The sequence below is a fragment of the Ureibacillus sp. FSL K6-0786 genome (genome assembly GCF_037965165.1).
GTDB lineage: Bacteria > Bacillota > Bacilli > Bacillales_A > Planococcaceae > Ureibacillus > Ureibacillus thermosphaericus.
Genome location: NZ_CP150191.1, coordinates 2,025,724 through 2,044,779 on the forward strand (window position 1 = coordinate 2,025,724; position 19,056 = coordinate 2,044,779).

The 19,056-nt window shown below is 35.1% G+C and carries 18 protein-coding genes; 11 read left to right on the top strand and 7 right to left on the bottom strand.

What is annotated here, in order from left to right:
* Window positions 1–226 precede the first annotated feature (226 nt).
* The 3 genes from NSQ18_RS09930 to NSQ18_RS09940 form a co-directional block, all read right to left on the bottom strand.
* Complete coding sequence (locus NSQ18_RS09930) at window positions 227–1,840, bottom strand: catalase (protein ID WP_096552323.1); 1,614 nt, start codon at window positions 1,838–1,840, stop codon at window positions 227–229.
* A 15-nt stretch (window positions 1,841–1,855) separates the two neighbouring features.
* Entirely contained in the window at window positions 1,856–3,520 is a 1,665-nt protein-coding gene (locus NSQ18_RS09935; RefSeq protein WP_026019038.1) for a ribonuclease J, read from the bottom strand.
* 116 nt (window positions 3,521–3,636) lie between these two features.
* Entirely contained in the window at window positions 3,637–3,870 is a 234-nt protein-coding gene (locus NSQ18_RS09940) for a glutaredoxin family protein (protein WP_016837924.1), read from the bottom strand.
* A 230-nt stretch (window positions 3,871–4,100) separates the two neighbouring features.
* Here NSQ18_RS09940 and NSQ18_RS09945 point away from each other — a divergent pair, with 230 nt between their 5' ends.
* Window positions 4,101–4,763 (top strand): hypothetical protein, encoded by a 663-nt coding sequence (locus NSQ18_RS09945; RefSeq protein WP_016837923.1) that lies wholly within the window; start codon window positions 4,101–4,103, stop codon window positions 4,761–4,763.
* A 211-nt stretch (window positions 4,764–4,974) separates the two neighbouring features.
* Here NSQ18_RS09945 and NSQ18_RS09950 read toward each other — a convergent pair whose 3' ends face one another.
* Window positions 4,975–5,472, bottom strand: a complete 498-nt coding sequence (locus NSQ18_RS09950) for a L,D-transpeptidase family protein (RefSeq protein ID WP_016837922.1) — start codon at window positions 5,470–5,472, stop codon at window positions 4,975–4,977.
* Window positions 5,473–5,631: 159 nt separating this feature from the next.
* The gene (locus NSQ18_RS09955) at window positions 5,632–6,654 is read right to left on the bottom strand and encodes a diguanylate cyclase (RefSeq protein ID WP_339289651.1); all 1,023 of its coding nucleotides are present in this window, start codon (window positions 6,652–6,654) and stop codon (window positions 5,632–5,634) included.
* Window positions 6,655–6,891: 237 nt separating this feature from the next.
* Between NSQ18_RS09955 and NSQ18_RS09960 the strand changes: the two genes are divergently transcribed.
* Complete coding sequence (locus NSQ18_RS09960) at window positions 6,892–7,773, top strand: DMT family transporter (RefSeq protein ID WP_016837920.1); 882 nt, start codon at window positions 6,892–6,894, stop codon at window positions 7,771–7,773.
* Between the two features lie 19 nt (window positions 7,774–7,792).
* Here the strand turns inward: NSQ18_RS09960 and NSQ18_RS09965 are convergent, their stop codons facing one another.
* Window positions 7,793–8,362, bottom strand: a complete 570-nt coding sequence (locus NSQ18_RS09965) for a YitT family protein (RefSeq protein WP_016837919.1) — start codon at window positions 8,360–8,362, stop codon at window positions 7,793–7,795.
* A gap of 238 nt (window positions 8,363–8,600) precedes the next feature.
* Here NSQ18_RS09965 and NSQ18_RS09970 point away from each other — a divergent pair, with 238 nt between their 5' ends.
* Both NSQ18_RS09970 and NSQ18_RS09975 read left to right on the top strand, forming a co-directional pair.
* The gene (locus NSQ18_RS09970; RefSeq protein ID WP_339287920.1) at window positions 8,601–9,185 is read left to right on the top strand and encodes a hypothetical protein; all 585 of its coding nucleotides are present in this window, start codon (window positions 8,601–8,603) and stop codon (window positions 9,183–9,185) included.
* 119 nt (window positions 9,186–9,304) lie between these two features.
* Window positions 9,305–10,330: a pirin family protein gene (locus NSQ18_RS09975; RefSeq protein ID WP_016837917.1), complete on the top strand. Its 1,026-nt coding sequence runs from the start codon at window positions 9,305–9,307 to the stop codon at window positions 10,328–10,330.
* Between the two features lie 693 nt (window positions 10,331–11,023).
* Here the strand turns inward: NSQ18_RS09975 and NSQ18_RS09980 are convergent.
* Window positions 11,024–11,584 carry an FAD-dependent oxidoreductase gene (locus tag NSQ18_RS09980; protein WP_016837916.1) on the bottom strand — a complete coding sequence of 187 codons (561 nt, stop codon included), beginning with the start codon at window positions 11,582–11,584 and terminating at the stop codon, window positions 11,024–11,026.
* Between the two features lie 164 nt (window positions 11,585–11,748).
* On the opposite strand from NSQ18_RS09980, the gene NSQ18_RS09985 reads away from it, so the two are divergent.
* The 7 genes from NSQ18_RS09985 to NSQ18_RS10015 all read left to right on the top strand — a co-directional run bounded on the left by NSQ18_RS09985 (window position 11,749) and on the right by NSQ18_RS10015 (window position 18,999).
* Complete coding sequence (locus NSQ18_RS09985; protein ID WP_016837915.1) at window positions 11,749–12,447, top strand: hypothetical protein; 699 nt, start codon at window positions 11,749–11,751, stop codon at window positions 12,445–12,447.
* A 62-nt stretch (window positions 12,448–12,509) separates the two neighbouring features.
* Window positions 12,510–12,752 (top strand): hypothetical protein, encoded by a 243-nt coding sequence (locus NSQ18_RS09990; protein WP_016837914.1) that lies wholly within the window; start codon window positions 12,510–12,512, stop codon window positions 12,750–12,752.
* Between the two features lie 152 nt (window positions 12,753–12,904).
* Window positions 12,905–14,374, top strand: a complete 1,470-nt coding sequence (locus tag NSQ18_RS09995; RefSeq protein WP_016837913.1) for an S-layer homology domain-containing protein — start codon at window positions 12,905–12,907, stop codon at window positions 14,372–14,374.
* A gap of 100 nt (window positions 14,375–14,474) precedes the next feature.
* Window positions 14,475–15,716, top strand: coding sequence for an ATP-grasp domain-containing protein (locus tag NSQ18_RS10000; protein ID WP_339287926.1), 1,242 nt, complete (start codon window positions 14,475–14,477; stop codon window positions 15,714–15,716).
* On the top strand, window positions 15,716–16,414 hold the full coding sequence (locus NSQ18_RS10005; RefSeq protein ID WP_016837911.1) for an amino acid racemase: 699 nt from the start codon (window positions 15,716–15,718) through the stop codon (window positions 16,412–16,414). Before NSQ18_RS10000 ends, NSQ18_RS10005 begins: the two co-directional genes overlap by 1 nt.
* A 205-nt stretch (window positions 16,415–16,619) precedes the next feature.
* Window positions 16,620–17,759, top strand: a complete 1,140-nt coding sequence (locus tag NSQ18_RS10010) for a DEAD/DEAH box helicase (protein WP_016837910.1) — start codon at window positions 16,620–16,622, stop codon at window positions 17,757–17,759.
* 10 nt (window positions 17,760–17,769) lie between these two features.
* Entirely contained in the window at window positions 17,770–18,999 is a 1,230-nt protein-coding gene (locus NSQ18_RS10015) for an aminopeptidase (RefSeq protein WP_168412217.1), read from the top strand.
* Window positions 19,000–19,056 lie beyond the last annotated feature (57 nt).

Below are 19,056 nucleotides of genomic sequence, written 5' to 3' on the forward strand. Positions count from 1 at the left end.
GCTATCTGAAATGAAAGCGGCGATTCTCTGTAGCGCACGCTTAGTCGCAATTTATCTGCGATGAAAAATAAGTGACAGTCACAAAGATTTCCTGTGTGAAAAGCGTCAAACAATACAAAGCTCCGAGGAGTGTGAAGATGGGCTCCTCGGAAAACGTCTGACGAAACGAAAAACGGAAAAAATAATCACCTATACAATTGAAAGGTGATTATTTTTTGGAAATGTCCTAATAAGATTTTGTATCTTTTCCTTTCTGAATGGCTTGTTCTACCGCTTTTTTCGCGTTGTAAGCGCCAAGTGGATGAAACTCTTCTGCAATTTCTTCATGATGTTTTTCTTTATTTTTGGCTTCTAAACCTTCTCTTAAACGTCTACCATATTCTTCATCGGCAGCTTCAGCATAAGAAATCATTTTTTCTTGAATATCTTTTGGACAGATGGATAGGTCATTAACGAGATTGTTAATAAGCTCATCTTTTTCCCATTGTTCAAAATTACGATATGTTTCTCCAGCCTGTTTAAAATCGTTTGTTCGATCAATCGATTCTCGCACGAGATTCCCTTCAATCATAGGCGTATATTCTTTTCCAACTTGCTCTGCTTCTTTTAAGCCTCCCATGCTTGAAGGTTCATAGTTTACATGCAAGTTTTGATTTGGGCCTTTATCATTATGATAACGCATGAATCCGCCTTCTTGATTCGTTGCAACCCGCTTCTTTGGAGCGTTTATTGGTAATTGCAAATAGTTAGCTCCCAGGCGATATCGCTGCGTATCAGAATAAGAGAATGTTCTTCCTTGGAGCATTTTATCATCTGAAAAATCTAATCCGTCTACGAGTACTCCTGTTCCAAAGGCGGCTTGTTCAACTTCTAAAAAATAGTTTTCTGGGTTTTTATTTAATACTAATCGACCAACCGGTAACCAAGGAAACTGATCTTTTGGCCAAAGCTTAGTACAATCTAGTGGGTCAAAATCAAGCTCAGGATGCGGCCCGTCCTCCATAATTTGGACGAACAGTTCCCACTCAGGGTAATCTCCCTTTTCGATTGCTTCGTATAAGTCTTGTGTTGCGTGGTTAAAATTTTTCGCTTGAATTTCTTGCGCTTCTTTTGTCGTTAAATTTTTAATGCCTTGTTTTGGTTCCCAATGGTATTTGACAAGAACTGCTTTTCCTTCGCTGTTGACCCACTTATATGTGTTTACTCCGGAACCTTGCATCATGCGATAGTTAGCAGGAATTCCCCACGGAGAATAGACAAGAGTTACCATATGAAACGTTTCAGGAGAATTTGCACAAAAGTCAAAGAATCGTTTTGCATCTTGTATGTTTGTCACTGGGTCTGGGCGAAAGGCGTGAATCATATCAGGGAATTTCATTGCATCCCGAATAAAGAAGATTTTTAAATTGTTTCCAACTAAATCCCAGTTGCCATCCTCAGTATAAAACTTTACTGCAAAACCTCGAGGGTCGCGAACGGTTTCAGGAGAATGTGTACCATGAACAACAGTTGAAAAACGAACAAACACTGGTGTTCTTTTTCCTTTTTCTTGGAATAACTTCGCTCTTGTATATTTAGAAGCTGGTTCATCACCTACTGTACCATAAGCTTCAAAATAACCATGTGCACCGGCACCACGAGCGTGAACGATGCGTTCTGGTATCTTTTCCCGGTCAAAATGGCTAATTTTTTCAATAAAATCGTAGTTCTCTAACGTAGCTGGACCACGATTCCCGACCGTACGAATGTTTTGATTGTTTGTGATTGGATGACCTTGTCGGTTTGTTAATGTATCATCATTTTCAATATTGGTAAGTTGTTTTTCTTGGTTGTTAGTCATGATGGTTAACACTCCTTATATTGGTATAATGATTGGTAAGATCATCGGTTTTTTCTTCGTTTTATCATACAAATATTGACCAACTTCCTTTTTGATGGCTTTCTTCATCGCAAAAATGTTCGGGTCTTTAAATGCATCGACAGCCCCTTTTGCGATTTCGTTAATATTACGAATAAGTTGTTCCGATTCTTTCGCATAAACGAACCCTCTAGAAATTGAATCAGGTTCAGAAATTCGGCTACCGTCCGACTTATTAATGGTGATGACAATGACAAGCATGCCTTCTTCTGAAAGTTGTTTTCTATCCCTCAAAACAATATCTTCAATTCCTTCTTCACCAAAGCTATCAACATATGCGTCTCCTGCTGGTATTTTTCGTGTCTGGCGAGCTTCCTGAAATTGAATATCCACCACATCGCCATTATTCAATATGAAAATATTTTTACGATCTACCCCAACATCTTCGGCTAATTTAGCGTGCAGATGTAACATGCGATATTCTCCATGAATCGGAATGAAGTATTTCGGTTTCATTAATGTCAACATTAGTTTTAAATCTTCTTGATAGCCGTGTCCGGATACATGCATCCCTGTTTTGCTAGCAGCACCGTAAACAACATTGGCACCTAGTTGGAATAAGTTATCAACGATTTTGGTGACGTCTTTTTCGTTGCCAGGGATTGGTGATGCTGCAAAGATGACCGTATCTCCAGGATCTATTCGAACATCTCGATTGCTATTCGTCGATAAACGTGAAAGAGCAGCAAGGGGTTCTCCTTGGCTGCCGGTACATAATACAACCACCCTTTCAGATGGCCATTGTTTAACGTCACGTGCATCAATAAGCAGCCAATCAGGAATATCGATATAACCTAATCTTTTGGCAACGCTGACGACGTTTACCATACTTCTGCCAAGAAGTGCAAGTTTTCGGTTTGTTTTGATTGTTGCCTCTACAATTTGTTGAATTCGATTTACATTGGAAGCAAAAGTAGAGATAATAATTTTTCCTGATGCATTAAAGAATGTTTCTTCGATATGTTTGCCTACTTCTTTTTCAGAAGGAGTTGATCCAGGTCGTTCTGCATTTGTACTTTCAGAGATGAGTAATAATACCCCTTCATCTCCAATTTTCGCCATTTTATGAATTTGTGAATATTGCTTATTCACTGGTGTGAGATCAAATTTAAAGTCGCCAGTATGGACAATTTTTCCTTCTGGCGTATTGAATACAATTCCTAGACAATCAGGAATGCTGTGGCTCACTTTAAAAAAAGTTGCTTGGATTTGTCCAAAATTCAATTCAGATTCTGAATGAATTTCAATCAATGTTGATTCCCGTAAAATTTTATGTTCCTTCAGCTTTAATTCAATTAATCCTAATGTAAAGCGTGTAGCATATACAGGAACATTGATTTTTTTCAATAAATAAGGGATGCCACCAATATGATCTTCATGTCCGTGGGTAACAATGATTCCTCGAATTTTATGTTCATTTTCTAACAGATAGGTAAAGTCAGGAATGATTAAATCAACACCTAAAAATGTTCGATCAGCGAATTTCCCCCCACAATCGACAATAACCAAATCATCTCCATATTCAATTACATACATATTTTTTCCAATCTCATTGATACCACCTAATGCAAATATAGAGAGCATATGTTTAGATGACAAAATCATCCCCTCAATCCATTAAAATTCTTTTAACAGTATTGGTTTTTCTTTTATTTCATATACAGTAGAAAAAAGAAAAAGCCTGCATCCTCTTTTAGTGAAGGATACAGGCAATAAATTTATTTATTTAATGCATTCATAATGGCATTAGGATTAAATCCAACAATCCATTGACCATCGATTTCTATTTGAGGAACCCCCATTTGTCCTGTTTTATTTACTAGCTCTAACATTAGCTCAGGCTTCGCTTCCACATTGATTTCTTCGAAAGGAATACGTTGTTGATTCAAAAAGTTTTTCACCATCACACAATAAGGACAACTATTTGTCGTATAAACTATGACATTCTTCAATATATTCTCCCCCTTTTTAATTTTAAAATACCCCTATGAGTATATTATATTTAATCGAGAAATATGTCTAATGAAAATGGAGGATTCAAAATAAATTTCGTTTACCGAATGGGGTATTTAGATAAAAATTCTAATTAACAATCATAAATAAGAATTCAGCGAATAGTATGTTTAATAACTAATAGAAAGATTGAAGTTTTGGTTAATGACTTTAATAGAGGTGATATTGAATGTCTCTCATAATATGCGTGTTGGAAATAGTTTATTTGTTTTTATGGATGGAATCTGGAAACAATATTTTTTTCTTTGTTGCATTAGGAATTTTCCTTTGGTGGATTATTGAAAGGCGAGAGGAAGAAAAACGCTATCAAGAAAAAATCGAAAAGGATACGATTGAAAAGTTGGAACGAATTCCCCATAACCGAAGAGCTGTATCAGAAGATTGTTTATCAGCTATTTTGTTAGACGATTATTCAAAAACGTTTTACTATGTGAAAAGAAAAGATGTTGAGTCTAACTTTAAAAAGAAAAGTTATGCATTTGATGAAATTTATGAGTGTGCCATTAGTGTTAACGATAATATCTATTCTTTAATATCAAAAGGTGGTATTCATGGATGGTCAATATTAAATGATGATGAAGAATTATATAGTGATGATGATGTTGACGAAGAAGATGTTATAAATAAATTAAGTTTAAAATTAATTGTTGATGATTTGTCCAATCCGCTTATTGAATTTGTGTTTTATGAGGACGAGCGAGGCATTGATACTGAATCAGAAGAATTTGAGGAAATTTGGGAAGAATGTAAAAATTGGCATAAGAAATTTAGTATTATCATTAAACGAGATCAGCGAGAAAAGGTAGCGGTAAATAGTTGGGTTCATCATTAATCTTCTCGTCTTTTCCAACAAAAATTACGAGAATGTAAACATGCGTAATCTTGATAATTATGCGTGAATAACAAAGCAATGAGAAACAAAGTAGCTAGAGATTGAAAAACTATAATAGTTTTATACAAGTATTGATAAGCGGGCCACATAATTTAATTATGGTACAAAATAAGGGGACATCTCATCGGTTTTTTTAGACGCCCCCAATGAATTAATAATGAATATATACAGCTGTTCCATTTGGTACAATGCTTGCCAATTCTTCCACGTCTGCATTTAACATCCGAACACAACCCCTTGAAACAGCATAGCCTATTGAACTTGGATCATCCGTTCCGTGAATTCCATAACTTTCTTTGGAAAGAGTTAACCACATTGTACCAAAAGGGCCGCCTGGATTAGGTGCTCTATTAACAATGACAAAATTTCCTGTTGGTGTTTCAAAAAGCATTCGTCCTACAGCAATTGGATAAGTTTTTACTAAGATGCCATTATTATATAAGGATAATGTACGATTATTTATTGAAATATCGATTTCATATGGAATTGTACTTGGATCTGGCAAACCTGGTATATTAATAGGCTGACCAATGTATAACAAATCCGGATTTGTGATTTGAGGATTGTTTTCCAAAAGTACTAGATACTCGATTCGATAATCTCTTGCTATTTGTACAAGGGTCTCACCAGGTCTCACATAATGAATCACGATAACACCTCCAGCCCTTAATAACTAAACACATATTATTCGTACCAGGTATAATCGGTGCTAAAAAATCAAAAAAGGAAAAAGTACAATAGGAATTGTCGCTAACTCAACAATTGTTGAAGAATAAAAACGACCTGGTATGCAATGTCTACCAGGTCATTATGTTGAGTAAACGAGGCGATCTCTTCCATTTCTTTTCGCATTGTATAAGTTTTGGTCCGCATGATAAATTGTTTCTATTAAATTCATTTCGCCCTTAAATTGTGATAAGCCAATCGAAACTGTGATGTTAACTTTCTCAACGGTGCTATAAGGGAAGGAAGTATATTTAATATCTTTTCGTATCTTTTCCAGTATATTTTTAGCAGTTATCAAATCCGATTCTCCTATATATACAATAAATTCCTCTCCACCAAAGCGACCAACGACTAAATTTTTGCACTCATATTTTCTTAATATTTTAGCCACTTCTACTAATACTTTATCTCCAAATAAATGACCATAAGTATCGTTTACTTTTTTAAAATGATCAATGTCGATCATCGCTATGTAATGATTTGGCTTTAAAGTATTTACCTTCTCTTCTACTAATTCATAGAACTTTCTTTTATTTACTAGTTTTGTGAGCGGATCTTCATCAGCCATTTTTTCTAGATGACTATTCAAAAATCTGCGTTGTCGATCTTGCATAATGAATGTATATAGAATGATTGAGGTAACAACAATGGAGGATACTCGTAATATTGCTGTGTCTTTAAAAATCTCCCATCCATTCGGTACGATAAATATAATAGGGAAATCTGAAACGAACCAGCATAAAAGAACAATAAATATTTTTTCTATATAGTGTTTTTTGATGTTTGAGCGATGGTGGAAGATAAGGGCGATGAACGTCGGCAATATCATGCCATACAAAATTCCTGGAACCATTCCATCTCCCCCCATGAAGAAGCGCCATGTAGAAGCAATTAATAATGCTGGTATTGCAATCCATCCTTGTAAATATGCTAAAAAGGCTAAAGGAACTAATCGCATATCGACGAAATAGTTTTCATTTAAATGGATTGGTAAATAAAAAAGTACAATTACACAAGTAGAATTTAAAAAGATTGAAATGACTTTCCTATAGAAAGGCGGGATTTTTTTTTGATAATCCCATATGAAGGTCATGGTTAAATGCATTAATAAAATTACAGCTATATTGGAGAGGACAGACTGAATCAAAAGGGGTACATCCTTTCATAATGAACTCAACTTTATAAACCATCCATAATTTTACCACAATGATTATTTAATAAATGCATGTTCTGAAATTTTTCATTATTCTTCAAAAATATAAATATTTAGAAATTAGTACATTTTACATGCTAAAATGGATAAATAATGTTTGATTTTATAAATGTCTTTATGGAGGCGGCTATGAGTAAATATATTGGAGAAATAATGCTTTTTACTACAGCGATTATTTGGGGGAGCGGATTTGTGTTCAGCGCAATTTCGTTAGACTATTTAACCCCTTACCAAATACTAGCTGTTCGATTTTCCGTTGGTGTATTAATTTTAAGTTTTATATTTTATAAGAGGCTGAGAAACATTAAGAAATCGACTCTATTGAGAGGTTTTATATTAGGATTTCTATTATACTTGGCATTTCTATTACAAACGGTTGGTTTACAATATACAACACCGTCAAAAAATGCTTTCATTACTGCTATTAACGTTGTGATAGTCCCCTTTATTGCATTAATTATGGATAAAAGAAAAATCGATAAATTTGAAATGTCCGGAGCGTTCTTAGCCATTATCGGAATTGCTTTTTTATCGTTGCAATTATCAGTGGGGAAAATTAATATAGGTGATTTGCTAACATTGGGATGTGCTTTTGGCTTTGCTTATCAAATTTATTACACTTCCAAATATGTAAAAGATGAAGATCCAATCTTGCTTACCGTTGTGCAAATGGGAGTAGCAGCACTCTTTGCATGGATTTTTGTCATTGGAAAAGGAGAAATCTATTTCTCACTGGAATGGGAAGGTATTTTATCCACATTATATTTAGGAGTATTCTCGACGACACTCGCGTATTGTTTTCAAACGACGGCGCAAAAATATACGAGCGAAACAAAAACTGCAATTATTTTATCAACAGAGGCGTTATGGGGAATGGTTTTCTCTGTTTTGATTTTAAGTGAAGTATTAACTGGAAGAATGATTATTGGAGCAATTTTAATATTATTGGCCATCATTTTAGCAGAAACAAAGCCTGACTTTTTCAAAAGAAAGGCGATGGAGGACATATAAAGAATTTAAGGTAAACCTTTTATCTTTTGCTGGTTACAGCACTAGTTGTGATTCCAACAGTAACAATGGCCATAATTGATAACAGCAAGGTGCTTGCAGATAGTAAAAGCCCTCCGATCAAGACAATAATGGAGTCAATAAATAAAATAATTAATCCAACATTGATTTTTGTTTTGTCGCTGATGAATTGAGCTAGTAAGTCAGTTCCACCAGTGCTTGTGTCATATCTAAGCATTATGCCTATACCAAGCCCCACAAATATCCCACCAATGATTGCAGCAAAAGAGGCTTCTATGTCTAAGAGATAACGAAGGGGCTTGAAAATATCGATAATTACAGAAGAAGTTAGTAAACCGTGAACACTATTGTAAAAATATCGTCTATATTTGAACCATGCCAAAATAAAAATTGGCGTGCTTAACACAATGACCATCAATCCGATTTTGAGGTTAAAAAGATAATGCAAAATAAGGGATAGCCCGATAATCCCACCGTCCAATATTTCATAAGGTGCAAGAAAAAGGTTAATGCCAATTGCCAATAAAATGCTGCCAATCATAATAGCTAGTCCCTTTTGTAAATAGTACATGAACATTCCTCCACATTAGGACATGCACTATTGTATGAAAGGGAAAAAAAGAAAATGATAAATCATGTTGAAAGCAAAAAGACCCTCTATTGCTATGCCTTTAATAACGATATTCATTCGAACAAAGATTTTTTTCAATATAAAGTGCTCCATTTGGAAAAAAATATACGGAACATTACACGAATAATTAACTGCAAATTTAGCATGATAAAGGCATAACAATCTTGGAGGTGTTTTTATGGCTAATAACAATAAACGATTTACTCAAACTGGAACAGATATTGAAGAAGTAAAACGTCAAAATGCACAAGGAAAAAGTAGTTCAACTTTCGGTACTAATCCTCAAAAAGTACGAGAGGAAATAGCTCAAGAAGGTGGTTTTGGAAACCAAACTTTTGCTCAACCAAGTCAACCAGGTAAAACACCAGCTGGAACAAATATTCAACAAGTGAGAGAAGAAATTGCAGAAGAAAGTGGTTTTGCAACTCCAAATAAACCGCAACCAAATCCGACGCCAGCGAAATCACCAGCTGGAACAAATATTCAACAAGTGAGAGAAGAAATTGCAGAGGAAAGCGGTTTTGCAACTCCAAATTCGCAACCAAATCCGACGCCAGTGAAATCACCAGCTGGAACAAATATTCAGCAAGTGAGAGAAGAAATTGCAGAGGAAAGCGGTTTTGCAACTCCAAATTCGCAACCAAATCCGACGCCTGCTAAAACACCGGCTGGAACAAATATTCAACAAGTAAGAGAAGAAATTGCAGAGGAAAGTGGATTCCAACCGCAACAACGTAACAAAAAGAATCAGCCTAATCAATAAAATAAAAAACGCCTCTTCATTTGAGGCGTTTTTCATCATTTTGTACCATATAAAATAATTTATCTAAAACAAAATTTGTTAGTATGGGAATAGTAGGAAAAATTAGTAAGGTGATTTTTATGGAAAAACGAAAAATTATTGGTTTACAAAAATTAGGAACGCAATGGACTACAGAAAGCCCTTTTATTTTAACCGTATATCACAAAGATCATTATCCACCAGGCAACGATGAACAAGGGGTAGACAAAGAGAGGTTAGCAGGAAGAAACTTAGGGGAAGATTTTGAATTAAAAGATGGATTTCGTATGTATCATGGAAAATCAGTTCCGGGATTTCCCGCTCATCCCCATAAAGGATTTGAAACAGTAACGATTGTTCTTCAAGGTGTTGTTGATCATTTTGATTCTAAAGGTTGTTTTGGTCGTTATGCTAGCGGCGATGTTCAATGGCTAACGACGGGCAAGGGGTGCCAACATTCAGAAATGTTTCCGCTTGTGAATAGAGAACAGTCGAATCCACTTGAATTGTTTCAAATTTGGTTAAACCTAGACCGAAATGGAAAAAAGGCAGAACCGGAATATCGAATGTTTTGGAAAGAAGATATACCTGTAATTGAGAATCTTAACAATGGCAACAAAACAACAGTAAAAATTATTGCGGGTGAAATGTACGGCATCAAAGCATTAGAGCCAAATTTAGCTTCATGGGCAAGAGAAGAGTCGCATCATGTAGGAATTTATTTGATACATATGGCACCAGGAGCAACATTTACACTGCCTAAAGTATCAAGTACTATTAACAGGAACTTATATTTTTACGAAGGCAATACAATTCAAATTGAAGGGGCAACAATTCAAGCTTCTTACCGTTGTAAACTTGTTGGAGATGAAGAAATTGTTATCCACAACGGTAATACAAACAGCTCCTTACTCCTTTTAGAAGGAGAACCTATAAATGAACCGATTGCCCAATATGGCCCGTTTGTAATGAATAAAAAAGAAGAGATTTATGCCACTTTTGCCGAATATAATAAGACAAAATTTGGAGGCTGGAAATGGGATAGACAGGATCCCGTTAACGAAAGGAATGCGGGCAGGTTTGCCCAATTTGCTGATGGCACTATAGAAAAGCCTAAAGAGGAATAGAGAAAGGGTTTCCTGTTTGCGTTATAGCCTTTGCAGGAAACCCTCTATCATTTTGTACAACAATACATCAAGTTTTGCGGAAGTACCAATATGGTTGAGTATCGTTGGCTAATATTTGAATGGGATTGACTAATATCATGTCCCGAATTGCTAATAAGTTTCCAAGAATGACTAATATTTGCAGACTGGAAGCTCAAAATTTTTTCGTTGGCTAATATTTGGATGAGAATGACTAATATAATGCTCCAAATGGCTAATAAGTTTCTGAGAATGACTAATATCTGCAAACTGGAAGCCCCAAATTTTTTCGTTGGCTAATATATGGAGGAAGTTGACTAATATTGTGCTCCGAATGACTAATAAGTTTCTGAGAATGACTAATATCTGCAAACTGGAAGCCCCAAATTTTTTCGTTGGCTAATATATGGATGAAGTTGACTAATATCGAGCTCCGAATGGCTAATAAATTCCCTAGAATGACTAATATCCGCAGACAGGAAGATTAATAAAATTTCATATAAACTAGTAGAAAAAAGAGGAGCCTAGAAAACTTTCCAGACTCCTCCACCTCTACATCATCATAATATTATCTTTGCTTAAGTGTATAAACCAGTTTCCACAATTCTTATTGCAAGGGGACTGTCTAAACATCACTTTTTAGACAGCCTCTTTAACTTAAAGGGTTCTTTAAACTTATTTCAAAACATCATGATCAACATAACGTTCGCTGTTTAATTCGCTAATGACGTTGATTGCCACTTTTGCACCGTCGCCAGCAGTGATGATTGTATGGACACTCACACCTGCACAAGTACCTGCAGCCCAAATCCCTTCTACATTTGTTCTGCCTTCATTGTCCACATCAAAAATTGTTTTAACTCTTGGCTCAGTGCCAGGTTTTGTTGCTAATCCAACACTTTCAGCTAAGTCTGTTAAAAATCCAGTTGCAAGGATGATATGTTTCGCTTCCACTTCACCATTCTCATATTGCAATTTAAATCCTTTGTCTGTTTTGGAAATACCAGTTACTTTTGCTTCGATTAGTTCAGCACCATAGTTTTTCGCTTGTTCAATTCCCGTTTTCACTAATTCTGGACCTGTTATTTCTTTAACGCCGTAGTGATTGTAAAGCATTGCGCGTTTTGTAACACCTTGGTCGCTATCTAAAATAACTGTTTTTTTACCTGCCTTTGCAGTAAAAATTGCAGCACTTCCTCCAGCTGGTCCTGCACCGATAATGGCTACATCATACATTACAAGATACCTCCTTTTCTATATTTATCATTCTATCAAAATACAAGCATACTCTCTAAAAATTTGTCTATTTTTTCAAAAAATAGAGGGATTGTTTGAAATTTAATTTTTTGAGTATTACGATTTTATTGTCAACACTTATATGGTTTTTGGAGGGGATAGTAGTGGCAAGTTTGTTGTCAATTGATTGGGACTATTTTATTTCCGCTGAAAATCAAGAAATTACTTCAAGTGTTGAAAATAAAAGAACTATTCATGACTTATGGTACAAAAAATACTTCCAATACAAATCTTTTGGGAAAGATTTTGAAAAGTCTTTTTTTCTTTCAAAAGATGTCGATCAATTCTGGAATAAAATTAAACAAATTTTCCGATGGGATCAGCAAGTGAGAATATATGTGTCAGATTCTCATGCGTTATCTTACAAAATTGCAGAAAAATTTGAAGTCGATGAAGTATATCTATTTGATGCTCATTCTGACTTAGGCTATGGAGGACTTGCTTCCTTACAATTTAACGTTAACTGTGCAAATTGGCTTGGAAAACTTTTGCAAAATCGAATAATTCAAAAAGCATATATTATTTACAGTCCTTTTACAAAAGAAAAACCAGAATTTTTTAATGAAATTAATAAAGCTTTTAATATTCAATATTTGAAGTTTGAAGATTTATATGAAGGAATTAAAACGAATGTTATTCATATTTGTCGTTCGGGAGCATGGACTCCACCTTGGTTTGATGGGAAATTTGTAGAATTCGTAAGAGCAATTGGCTTGCCTTATAAAGTGTATCAATGTCCAATTAGAAAATGGAATCCAAATAATGTGACATTTGCTGAAAAATTGGATTATTTAATGGCGTGACGTTGATTTTGAATAAAGAAGCACAATCAACACATACTACAAAAAAGGAGTGTGTTGTTGATATGAAAAAAGAATCGCTTCCAGAATCAAAAAAGAGATTTGCTGAAATGCCTTATGAAGAAAAACCCGACCGCGTACCATCAGATAATATCAGCCTTTTTGATTTGCATGAAGACATGCAAACGGTGGACGCGATAGCGGTGGACGAATTAAATAAACGGGTAAAAGCTGAAGGAGATGAACTTTTAGAAGAAGTGTTTCGAAAAGAATCTCCTGATGAGAAAGAACATTTTGATAATGCATAGATGCAGTGGCAAACTGCATCTTTTTTATTTACTTTAAAATCTCCATGGTAAAGATTACTACCTTTTAACTTTGTATAAAAATTTACAGAAATCACAATCTTTTAATCTTATAATAGAGTCAGACGGGGACTTTGAAAGGGGAAAAGATATTAATGAAACATTTTATCATTCTACTTCATACATTGGTTCTGTGTGGATTATTAATTTTAAGTCCTATTAATGTCCATGCAGAGAAAGTATTTATAGATACAGATGTGTTTAATGATCATTATGAAAGCACGAATTATTTAAATCAGTTAAACGTTTATGATTATATAGAAGGGAATCAATTTTATCCTAATCAAAGTATATCCAGAAGCGATGTTGCAAAAGTAATACATACATTATTCAAAGACCAGTTAAAGAAAATTAGGGATTATGAGGAGCAACCATTTATTGATGTGTTATCAACGAATCCTTACTATGAATCTATTATTTGGTCTTATGAAGTAGGAATTTTTGATGGAGATCATGGTCGTTTTAAAGGAGAGGAATCATTAAATCGAGCTCAATTAGCAAAAATACTAGTCAATACATTTAATTTACAATCTTCTAGTAAGACTCCATCATTTATTGACGTTCCTGAAGGACATTGGGCATATGACTATATTTATACATTATACGGACTAGGAATTACGAAAGGAAGCAACGGCTACTTTATGCCAAATCAACCTGTAACAAATGGCCAATTTGCTAGTTTCATTTATCGAACAATGCAAGTTACAGGATTAGATGAAATTTTAGCCTCCAAAGAACCTAAATTTAAAGAAAAAAAGCAACTAGCAAGTAAAAATGTATTAGCAACTTTCCCGTCAGAGTACGATTTTGTTTGGAATCAGATCGGAAAAAACGAACAGTTAGAGCTGGAGGGAGTCAATGAAAAAAATGAAGTTGTTGGTTTCTACAGCACAATTATAGGAAAGGAGTTATTTGACATTACAATTGGAGAAAGTGATAAAGAGGACGTCTTACGGCTTTATGGGAAAGGGATTGAAGCAATATTAAAAAATAATACGCCTTATATTTTAGCAAAAGATGATGGACATGCAATCTACTTAATTGAAGGTAAATATGTTACTTTCTTTTTTGATCAATTCCAAAGTGATGTAGTGAGATCAATACTTTGGATAGAAGAAGAATACGAGATGAAAAAAGAAGGTTTTTATGGTAATTATCGCGTGGAAGCTCGTCAAGAAGGCTTTGAAAATTTAATGGTTGAGCTAATGAATCAAGCGCGGGTCATTTTTGGAGTACCACCGCTAAAAAGCGCACAACAATATAGGGAAACGGCGAGAAAACATAGTATGGATATGGTCAAAAATCATTTCTTTTCTCATACAGGTAGCGACGGAAAAAATGCTCTAGAGCGAATGCTTGCTGACGGTATGAATTTTATCCATGGTGGAGGAGAAAACTTAGCAGCAGGTGCATATAACACGATTTATGCTCATGAAGCGTTAATGAATAGTAAAGGGCATCGGGAAAACATTTTATTTAAGCAATATACACACGCTTTTACGGGGGTAGCCTTTGATGGCACAAGGCCGTATTGGACAATCAACTTCTTTATTGCAAACGAATGATATTAGTTAGGTTTTACCTATCCAAATAATTGATTTTGATACCATTTCGTGCTACTTTCATTTTAGTCAAGAAATTTGTCTGTAAAAATAAAAAGTAAAGATGAAGAGAGATGAAGAAGCAATGAATCAACCGTTTTTACCTGTATTATGTGGTTCAGATATGAATGCCTATGGAATGGCACGCGCCTTCCATGAAGCATATGGAATAAAATCAATCGTAGTGGGACGCTCTCACTTAACAGCAACACAGGACAGCAAAATCATTATCTTTGAACAAGTGGACAATTTTAATAAGCAAGAAGCCTTTTTACCAGCATTAGAGAACATTGCAGAAAAATATAAAGATATAAAACTATTGCTTCTTGCTTGCGGAGACGATTATGCAAAATTAATCATTAAAAATAAGCCTGAATTGCAAAAGCACTTTATTGTTCCATATATTGATGAATCTTTAATGGATCAAATCTTATTAAAAGAAAACTTTTATAAAATGTGCGATAAATATGGCTTTAAATATCCAAAAACAACGATTATTAGCTATGAAAATTATAAAGAGTTTGAAATTCCATTCGATTATCCAATTATCATCAAAGCATCTAATTCTGTAGCCTATTGGGCATGTTCTTTCCCGGGAAAGAAAAAGGTATTTGTTGCCCACGATGAAAAAGAAAAAAATGCTATATTAGATGCTATTTACAGCTCTACTTATAAAGATCATTTAATTATTCAAGAGTTCATTCCTGGCGACGACTCTTATATGCGCGTTTTAAATGCTTATGTAGGAAAAGACGGGAAAGTCAAATTAATGTGTTTAGGCAATCCGATTTTAGAGGAGCATTCACCTGAAGGGATTGGCAGTTACGCAGCGATCATTACTACATACGATAAGGAATTAATGGATCGTGTACGTCATTTCCTTGAAGATATCGGATATACGGGCTTTGCCAATTTCGATATGAAATTAGATCCGAGAACTGGAGAATACAATTTATTTGAAATTAATTTGCGAAATGGACGTTCAAGTTATTTTGTAACAGCTGCTGGATATAATCTTATGAAATATGTTGCGGATGATCATGTGTTTAATATTAAACAAGAGTTAACATATGCCGATAACAAACATTTATGGCTTGTTATTCCTAAAGGCGTATTATTTAAATATACTACAAATGAAAAATTAAAAATTGAAGCGAAAAAATTAATTCGAGAAGGCAAATGGACAAACTCCCTATATTATTCATATGATATGAATGCAAAACGTTGGATGAAACTAACATTAAATAAATTAAATTATTACCGAAAATATAAAAAATACTTTAATAAAAAAGGTTTGGCAGAATAATGAAAAAAACTTTAGGAATTATTGGCGGCGTTGGCCCACTTGCAACGATGTTTCTTGGGGAAACAATCGTCCGCCTAACAAAGGCAACATCAGATCAAGAACACATTCATACGATTATTGACAATGATACATCAATTCCGGATCGTACAGCCTTTATTTTAGGTAAATCCAATCGAAATCCAGTACCCATTATTATTCAAGATGCGAAAAAGTTAGCAGAATATGGTGCTGATTTAGTATGTATACCATGCAACACAGCGCATACATTTTATGATGAAATACAACAAGGTTCGCCTATACCTGTTATTCATATGATTAAGGAAACAGCGAAACAGGCACGAAAACTTGAAGCGAAGAAAGTAGCAATATTAGCAACGGATGGCACTATTCAATCAAATGTTTATCAAGAGGCGCTGATTGAAGAGGGGATAGAGCCAGTCATTCCAGATGAAAATACCCAAAAACTCGTCATGTCCATTATTTATGATGATGTAAAATCGGGTAAAGAAGTTACGAGAGAACGGTGGAATGAAGTGGAAGATGCAGTTGTTGCGCTCAATTGTGACTACATTATTTTAGGATGTACAGAGTTGTCCGTTGTAAATAAAAACTTGCAATTAGGAAGTCGTTACATAGACTCATTAATCGTACTTGCAGAAACAGCAATTCGTAGCTGTGGATATGAAGTAAAAAAATAAAATGAACAGAAAGAATTCGCTTATATGAAGGCAGCCTCAATTGGGGAGGCTATAACTAGTACTTAAGCGAATTCTTTTTTCGTGAACGCTAATAAGGTTGCTATTTATTTATAAATAACTTGAACACTTTAGGAAAGAATGGATGTAACAACGGTTGATATTTTCCGAAATGTGGTAAAATAAATTTGGGAAGGTGGGAATGCTGATGTCAGCTATCAATTTATTGAATGAATCATTGCAAAAAAAGTGGAAATTTGAAACAACAATGAAAGTACAAGAGCAAATGATTCCAGCGATGTTGGAGGGAAAAGATATTGTTGCCGAATCTCCAACGGGTTCAGGGAAAACATTAGCTTATGTATTACCTATATTAAATAAAGTGGACGGTTCAAAAAAAAGCACGCAAGCTTTAATCGTCGCACCTTCTCAAGAATTGGCTATGCAAATTGTAGAAGTGATTCGAGAATGGATTGTTGGAACAGATATTACCGTCCAACAGCTCATTGGTGGAGCGAATATGGCTCGTCAAATTGAGAAACTAAAGAAAAAACCGACCATCGTTGTAGGGACACCGGGTCGATTAAATGAATTAGTAAGAGCGAACAAATTAAAATTGAGAGAAATCGAAATCGTTGTATTAGATGAATGTGATCAATTATTGAGCAGAGATTATCGGGTCATCGTGAAATCCTTTATTGAAGGAGCATCTCCAAACCGACAAGTCGTTCTTGTTTCAGCGACGATAACTGATGAGATTCGGTTAGTTGCTAGCAGAATGATGAAAGATCCTATCAACATTCAAATTAAACCGGAAGATATGGTAAAAGTGGGGAAAGTCGTTCACTCCTTTGTGAAAGTGGATGAGCGAGAAAAAACGGATGTGTTAAGAAGACTCGCAAATATGGAAGGGGTACGAGGCCTTGCTTTTATCAATAATTTGGATCAATTATTATTAAAAGAAGTGAAATTAAAATATAAAGATGCAAAAGTAGTATCCCTTCATGCAGATATGAATAAAGAAGAGCGCAAAAAATCTTTGGATAATTTCCGTAAAGGTGAAGCCCGCATTTTGCTCGCAACAGATTTAGCCGCAAGAGGATTAGATATTGAAGGGCTTACTCATGTGATTCATGTTGATTTGCCTCATACAGTTGAACAATATTTGCACCGTTCTGGACGTACTGGCCGAGCGGGTGCTGATGGAGAAGTGATAACGCTTCTTTCATATAAGGATGAAAAAAATTATAAAAAATTATTAAGAGAAGTAGGACAAAAACCTGTGCAAAAGATAATTTATAAAGGTCAATTAATTGAAGGGAATTCAAAAACCATCGCTAAAAAGTGAGGGAAAGTTTATGACATTTGAAGAAAAATTAGAACAATATGCGGAATTGGCTGTCAAAGTCGGTGTAAACATTCAAAAAGGGCAATATTTATTAATTAATACAACGACAGATACATTAGATTTTACTAAAATCGTTGTGAAAAAAGCGTACGAAGCGGGAGCAGGAAGAGTACATGTCAATTTGTCTGACCAAGAAATTACCCGTGCTTTTTATGAATATGGAGCGGAAGATGAATTTAGCAAGTTTCCAAAATGGATTGTTGCACAGCGGGATGAATGTATTGAACGGAAAGGGGCTATTCTTTGGATTGACGCAGAAGATCCTGATTTGTTAAGCGGGATTCCAGCGCGTCGCATTACTGCTCAGCAAAAAGCTAGTGGAGAGGCGCTCGTGAATTATCGAAAAGCAATTATGAACGATGATATTGCTTGGTCAATTATAGCTGTGCCTTCAAAAAAATGGGCTGCAAAAGTATTTCCAGACTTACCGGAAGACGAACAAATGAAGGCGCTTTGGGAAGCAATTTTTAAAACCGTTCGCATCGGTGAAGGAGATGCAGTTGAAAATTGGCGCAAACATCTTGCCGAGTTGGAACATCGAGCAAAACAATTAAACAGTAAAAAATATGCGAAGTTACACTATAAAGCACCTGGTACGGATTTAACAATTGAACTTCCTGAAAAGCATGTATGGTGCACTGGTTCAAGCAAAACGCCAGAAGGAGTTACATTTATTGCGAATATGCCGACTGAAGAAGTGTATACTCTCCCATCAAAATTCGGGGTTAACGGTTATGTAAGCAATACGAAGCCTCTCGTTTATCAAGGAAATATTATCGATAAATTTACACTCACATTCGAAAACGGAAAAATTGTAAAGGCAGACGCTAAGCATGGCAATGAATTGTTGCAGGAGTTAATTCAAACAGATGAAGGTGCTGCATATTTAGGGGAAGTGGCATTAGTCCCACATGAATCTCCAATTTCAAAGTCAGGCATTTTATATTACAATACGCTTTTTGATGAAAATGCCTCCAATCATTTAGCGATTGGGGAAGCCTATCCAACTTGTTACGAAGGTGGACGGGAATTAGAAGAAGGGCAATTAGAATCGCTCGGAATTAATGTTTCAGTTACCCATGAGGATTTCATGATTGGCAGTGCTGAGATGGATATTGATGGCATTTTGTCAGATGGAACTAGAGAACCGATATTTAGAAAAGGGAATTGGGCGTTTTAATTTCGGTTTGACCACATCTTTTCTCTATGAGAGATGTGGTTTTTTTATTTGGAATAA

What these genes read in the sequence shown, in the direction of transcription:
- NSQ18_RS10000 (WP_339287926.1), top strand. Translation starts at nt 14,475, where the DNA reads ATGAAGAGAGATGAAGAAGCAATGAATCAACCGTTTTTACCTGTATTA.
- NSQ18_RS09965 (WP_016837919.1), bottom strand. Translation starts at nt 8,362, where the DNA reads ATGTACTATTTACAAAAGGGACTAGCTATTATGATTGGCAGCATTTTA.
- NSQ18_RS09970 (WP_339287920.1), top strand. Translation starts at nt 8,601, where the DNA reads ATGGCTAATAACAATAAACGATTTACTCAAACTGGAACAGATATTGAA.
- NSQ18_RS09975 (WP_016837917.1), top strand. Translation starts at nt 9,305, where the DNA reads ATGGAAAAACGAAAAATTATTGGTTTACAAAAATTAGGAACGCAATGG.
- NSQ18_RS09955 (WP_339289651.1), bottom strand. Translation starts at nt 6,654, where the DNA reads ATGCATTTAACCATGACCTTCATATGGGATTATCAAAAAAAAATCCCG.
- NSQ18_RS09990 (WP_016837914.1), top strand. Translation starts at nt 12,510, where the DNA reads ATGAAAAAAGAATCGCTTCCAGAATCAAAAAAGAGATTTGCTGAAATG.
- NSQ18_RS09980 (WP_016837916.1), bottom strand. Translation starts at nt 11,584, where the DNA reads ATGTATGATGTAGCCATTATCGGTGCAGGACCAGCTGGAGGAAGTGCT.
- NSQ18_RS10005 (WP_016837911.1), top strand. Translation starts at nt 15,716, where the DNA reads ATGAAAAAAACTTTAGGAATTATTGGCGGCGTTGGCCCACTTGCAACG.
- NSQ18_RS09995 (WP_016837913.1), top strand. Translation starts at nt 12,905, where the DNA reads ATGAAACATTTTATCATTCTACTTCATACATTGGTTCTGTGTGGATTA.
- NSQ18_RS10010 (WP_016837910.1), top strand. Translation starts at nt 16,620, where the DNA reads ATGTCAGCTATCAATTTATTGAATGAATCATTGCAAAAAAAGTGGAAA.
- NSQ18_RS09960 (WP_016837920.1), top strand. Translation starts at nt 6,892, where the DNA reads ATGAGTAAATATATTGGAGAAATAATGCTTTTTACTACAGCGATTATT.
- NSQ18_RS10015 (WP_168412217.1), top strand. Translation starts at nt 17,770, where the DNA reads ATGACATTTGAAGAAAAATTAGAACAATATGCGGAATTGGCTGTCAAA.
- NSQ18_RS09945 (WP_016837923.1), top strand. Translation starts at nt 4,101, where the DNA reads ATGTCTCTCATAATATGCGTGTTGGAAATAGTTTATTTGTTTTTATGG.
- NSQ18_RS09930 (WP_096552323.1), bottom strand. Translation starts at nt 1,840, where the DNA reads ATGACTAACAACCAAGAAAAACAACTTACCAATATTGAAAATGATGAT.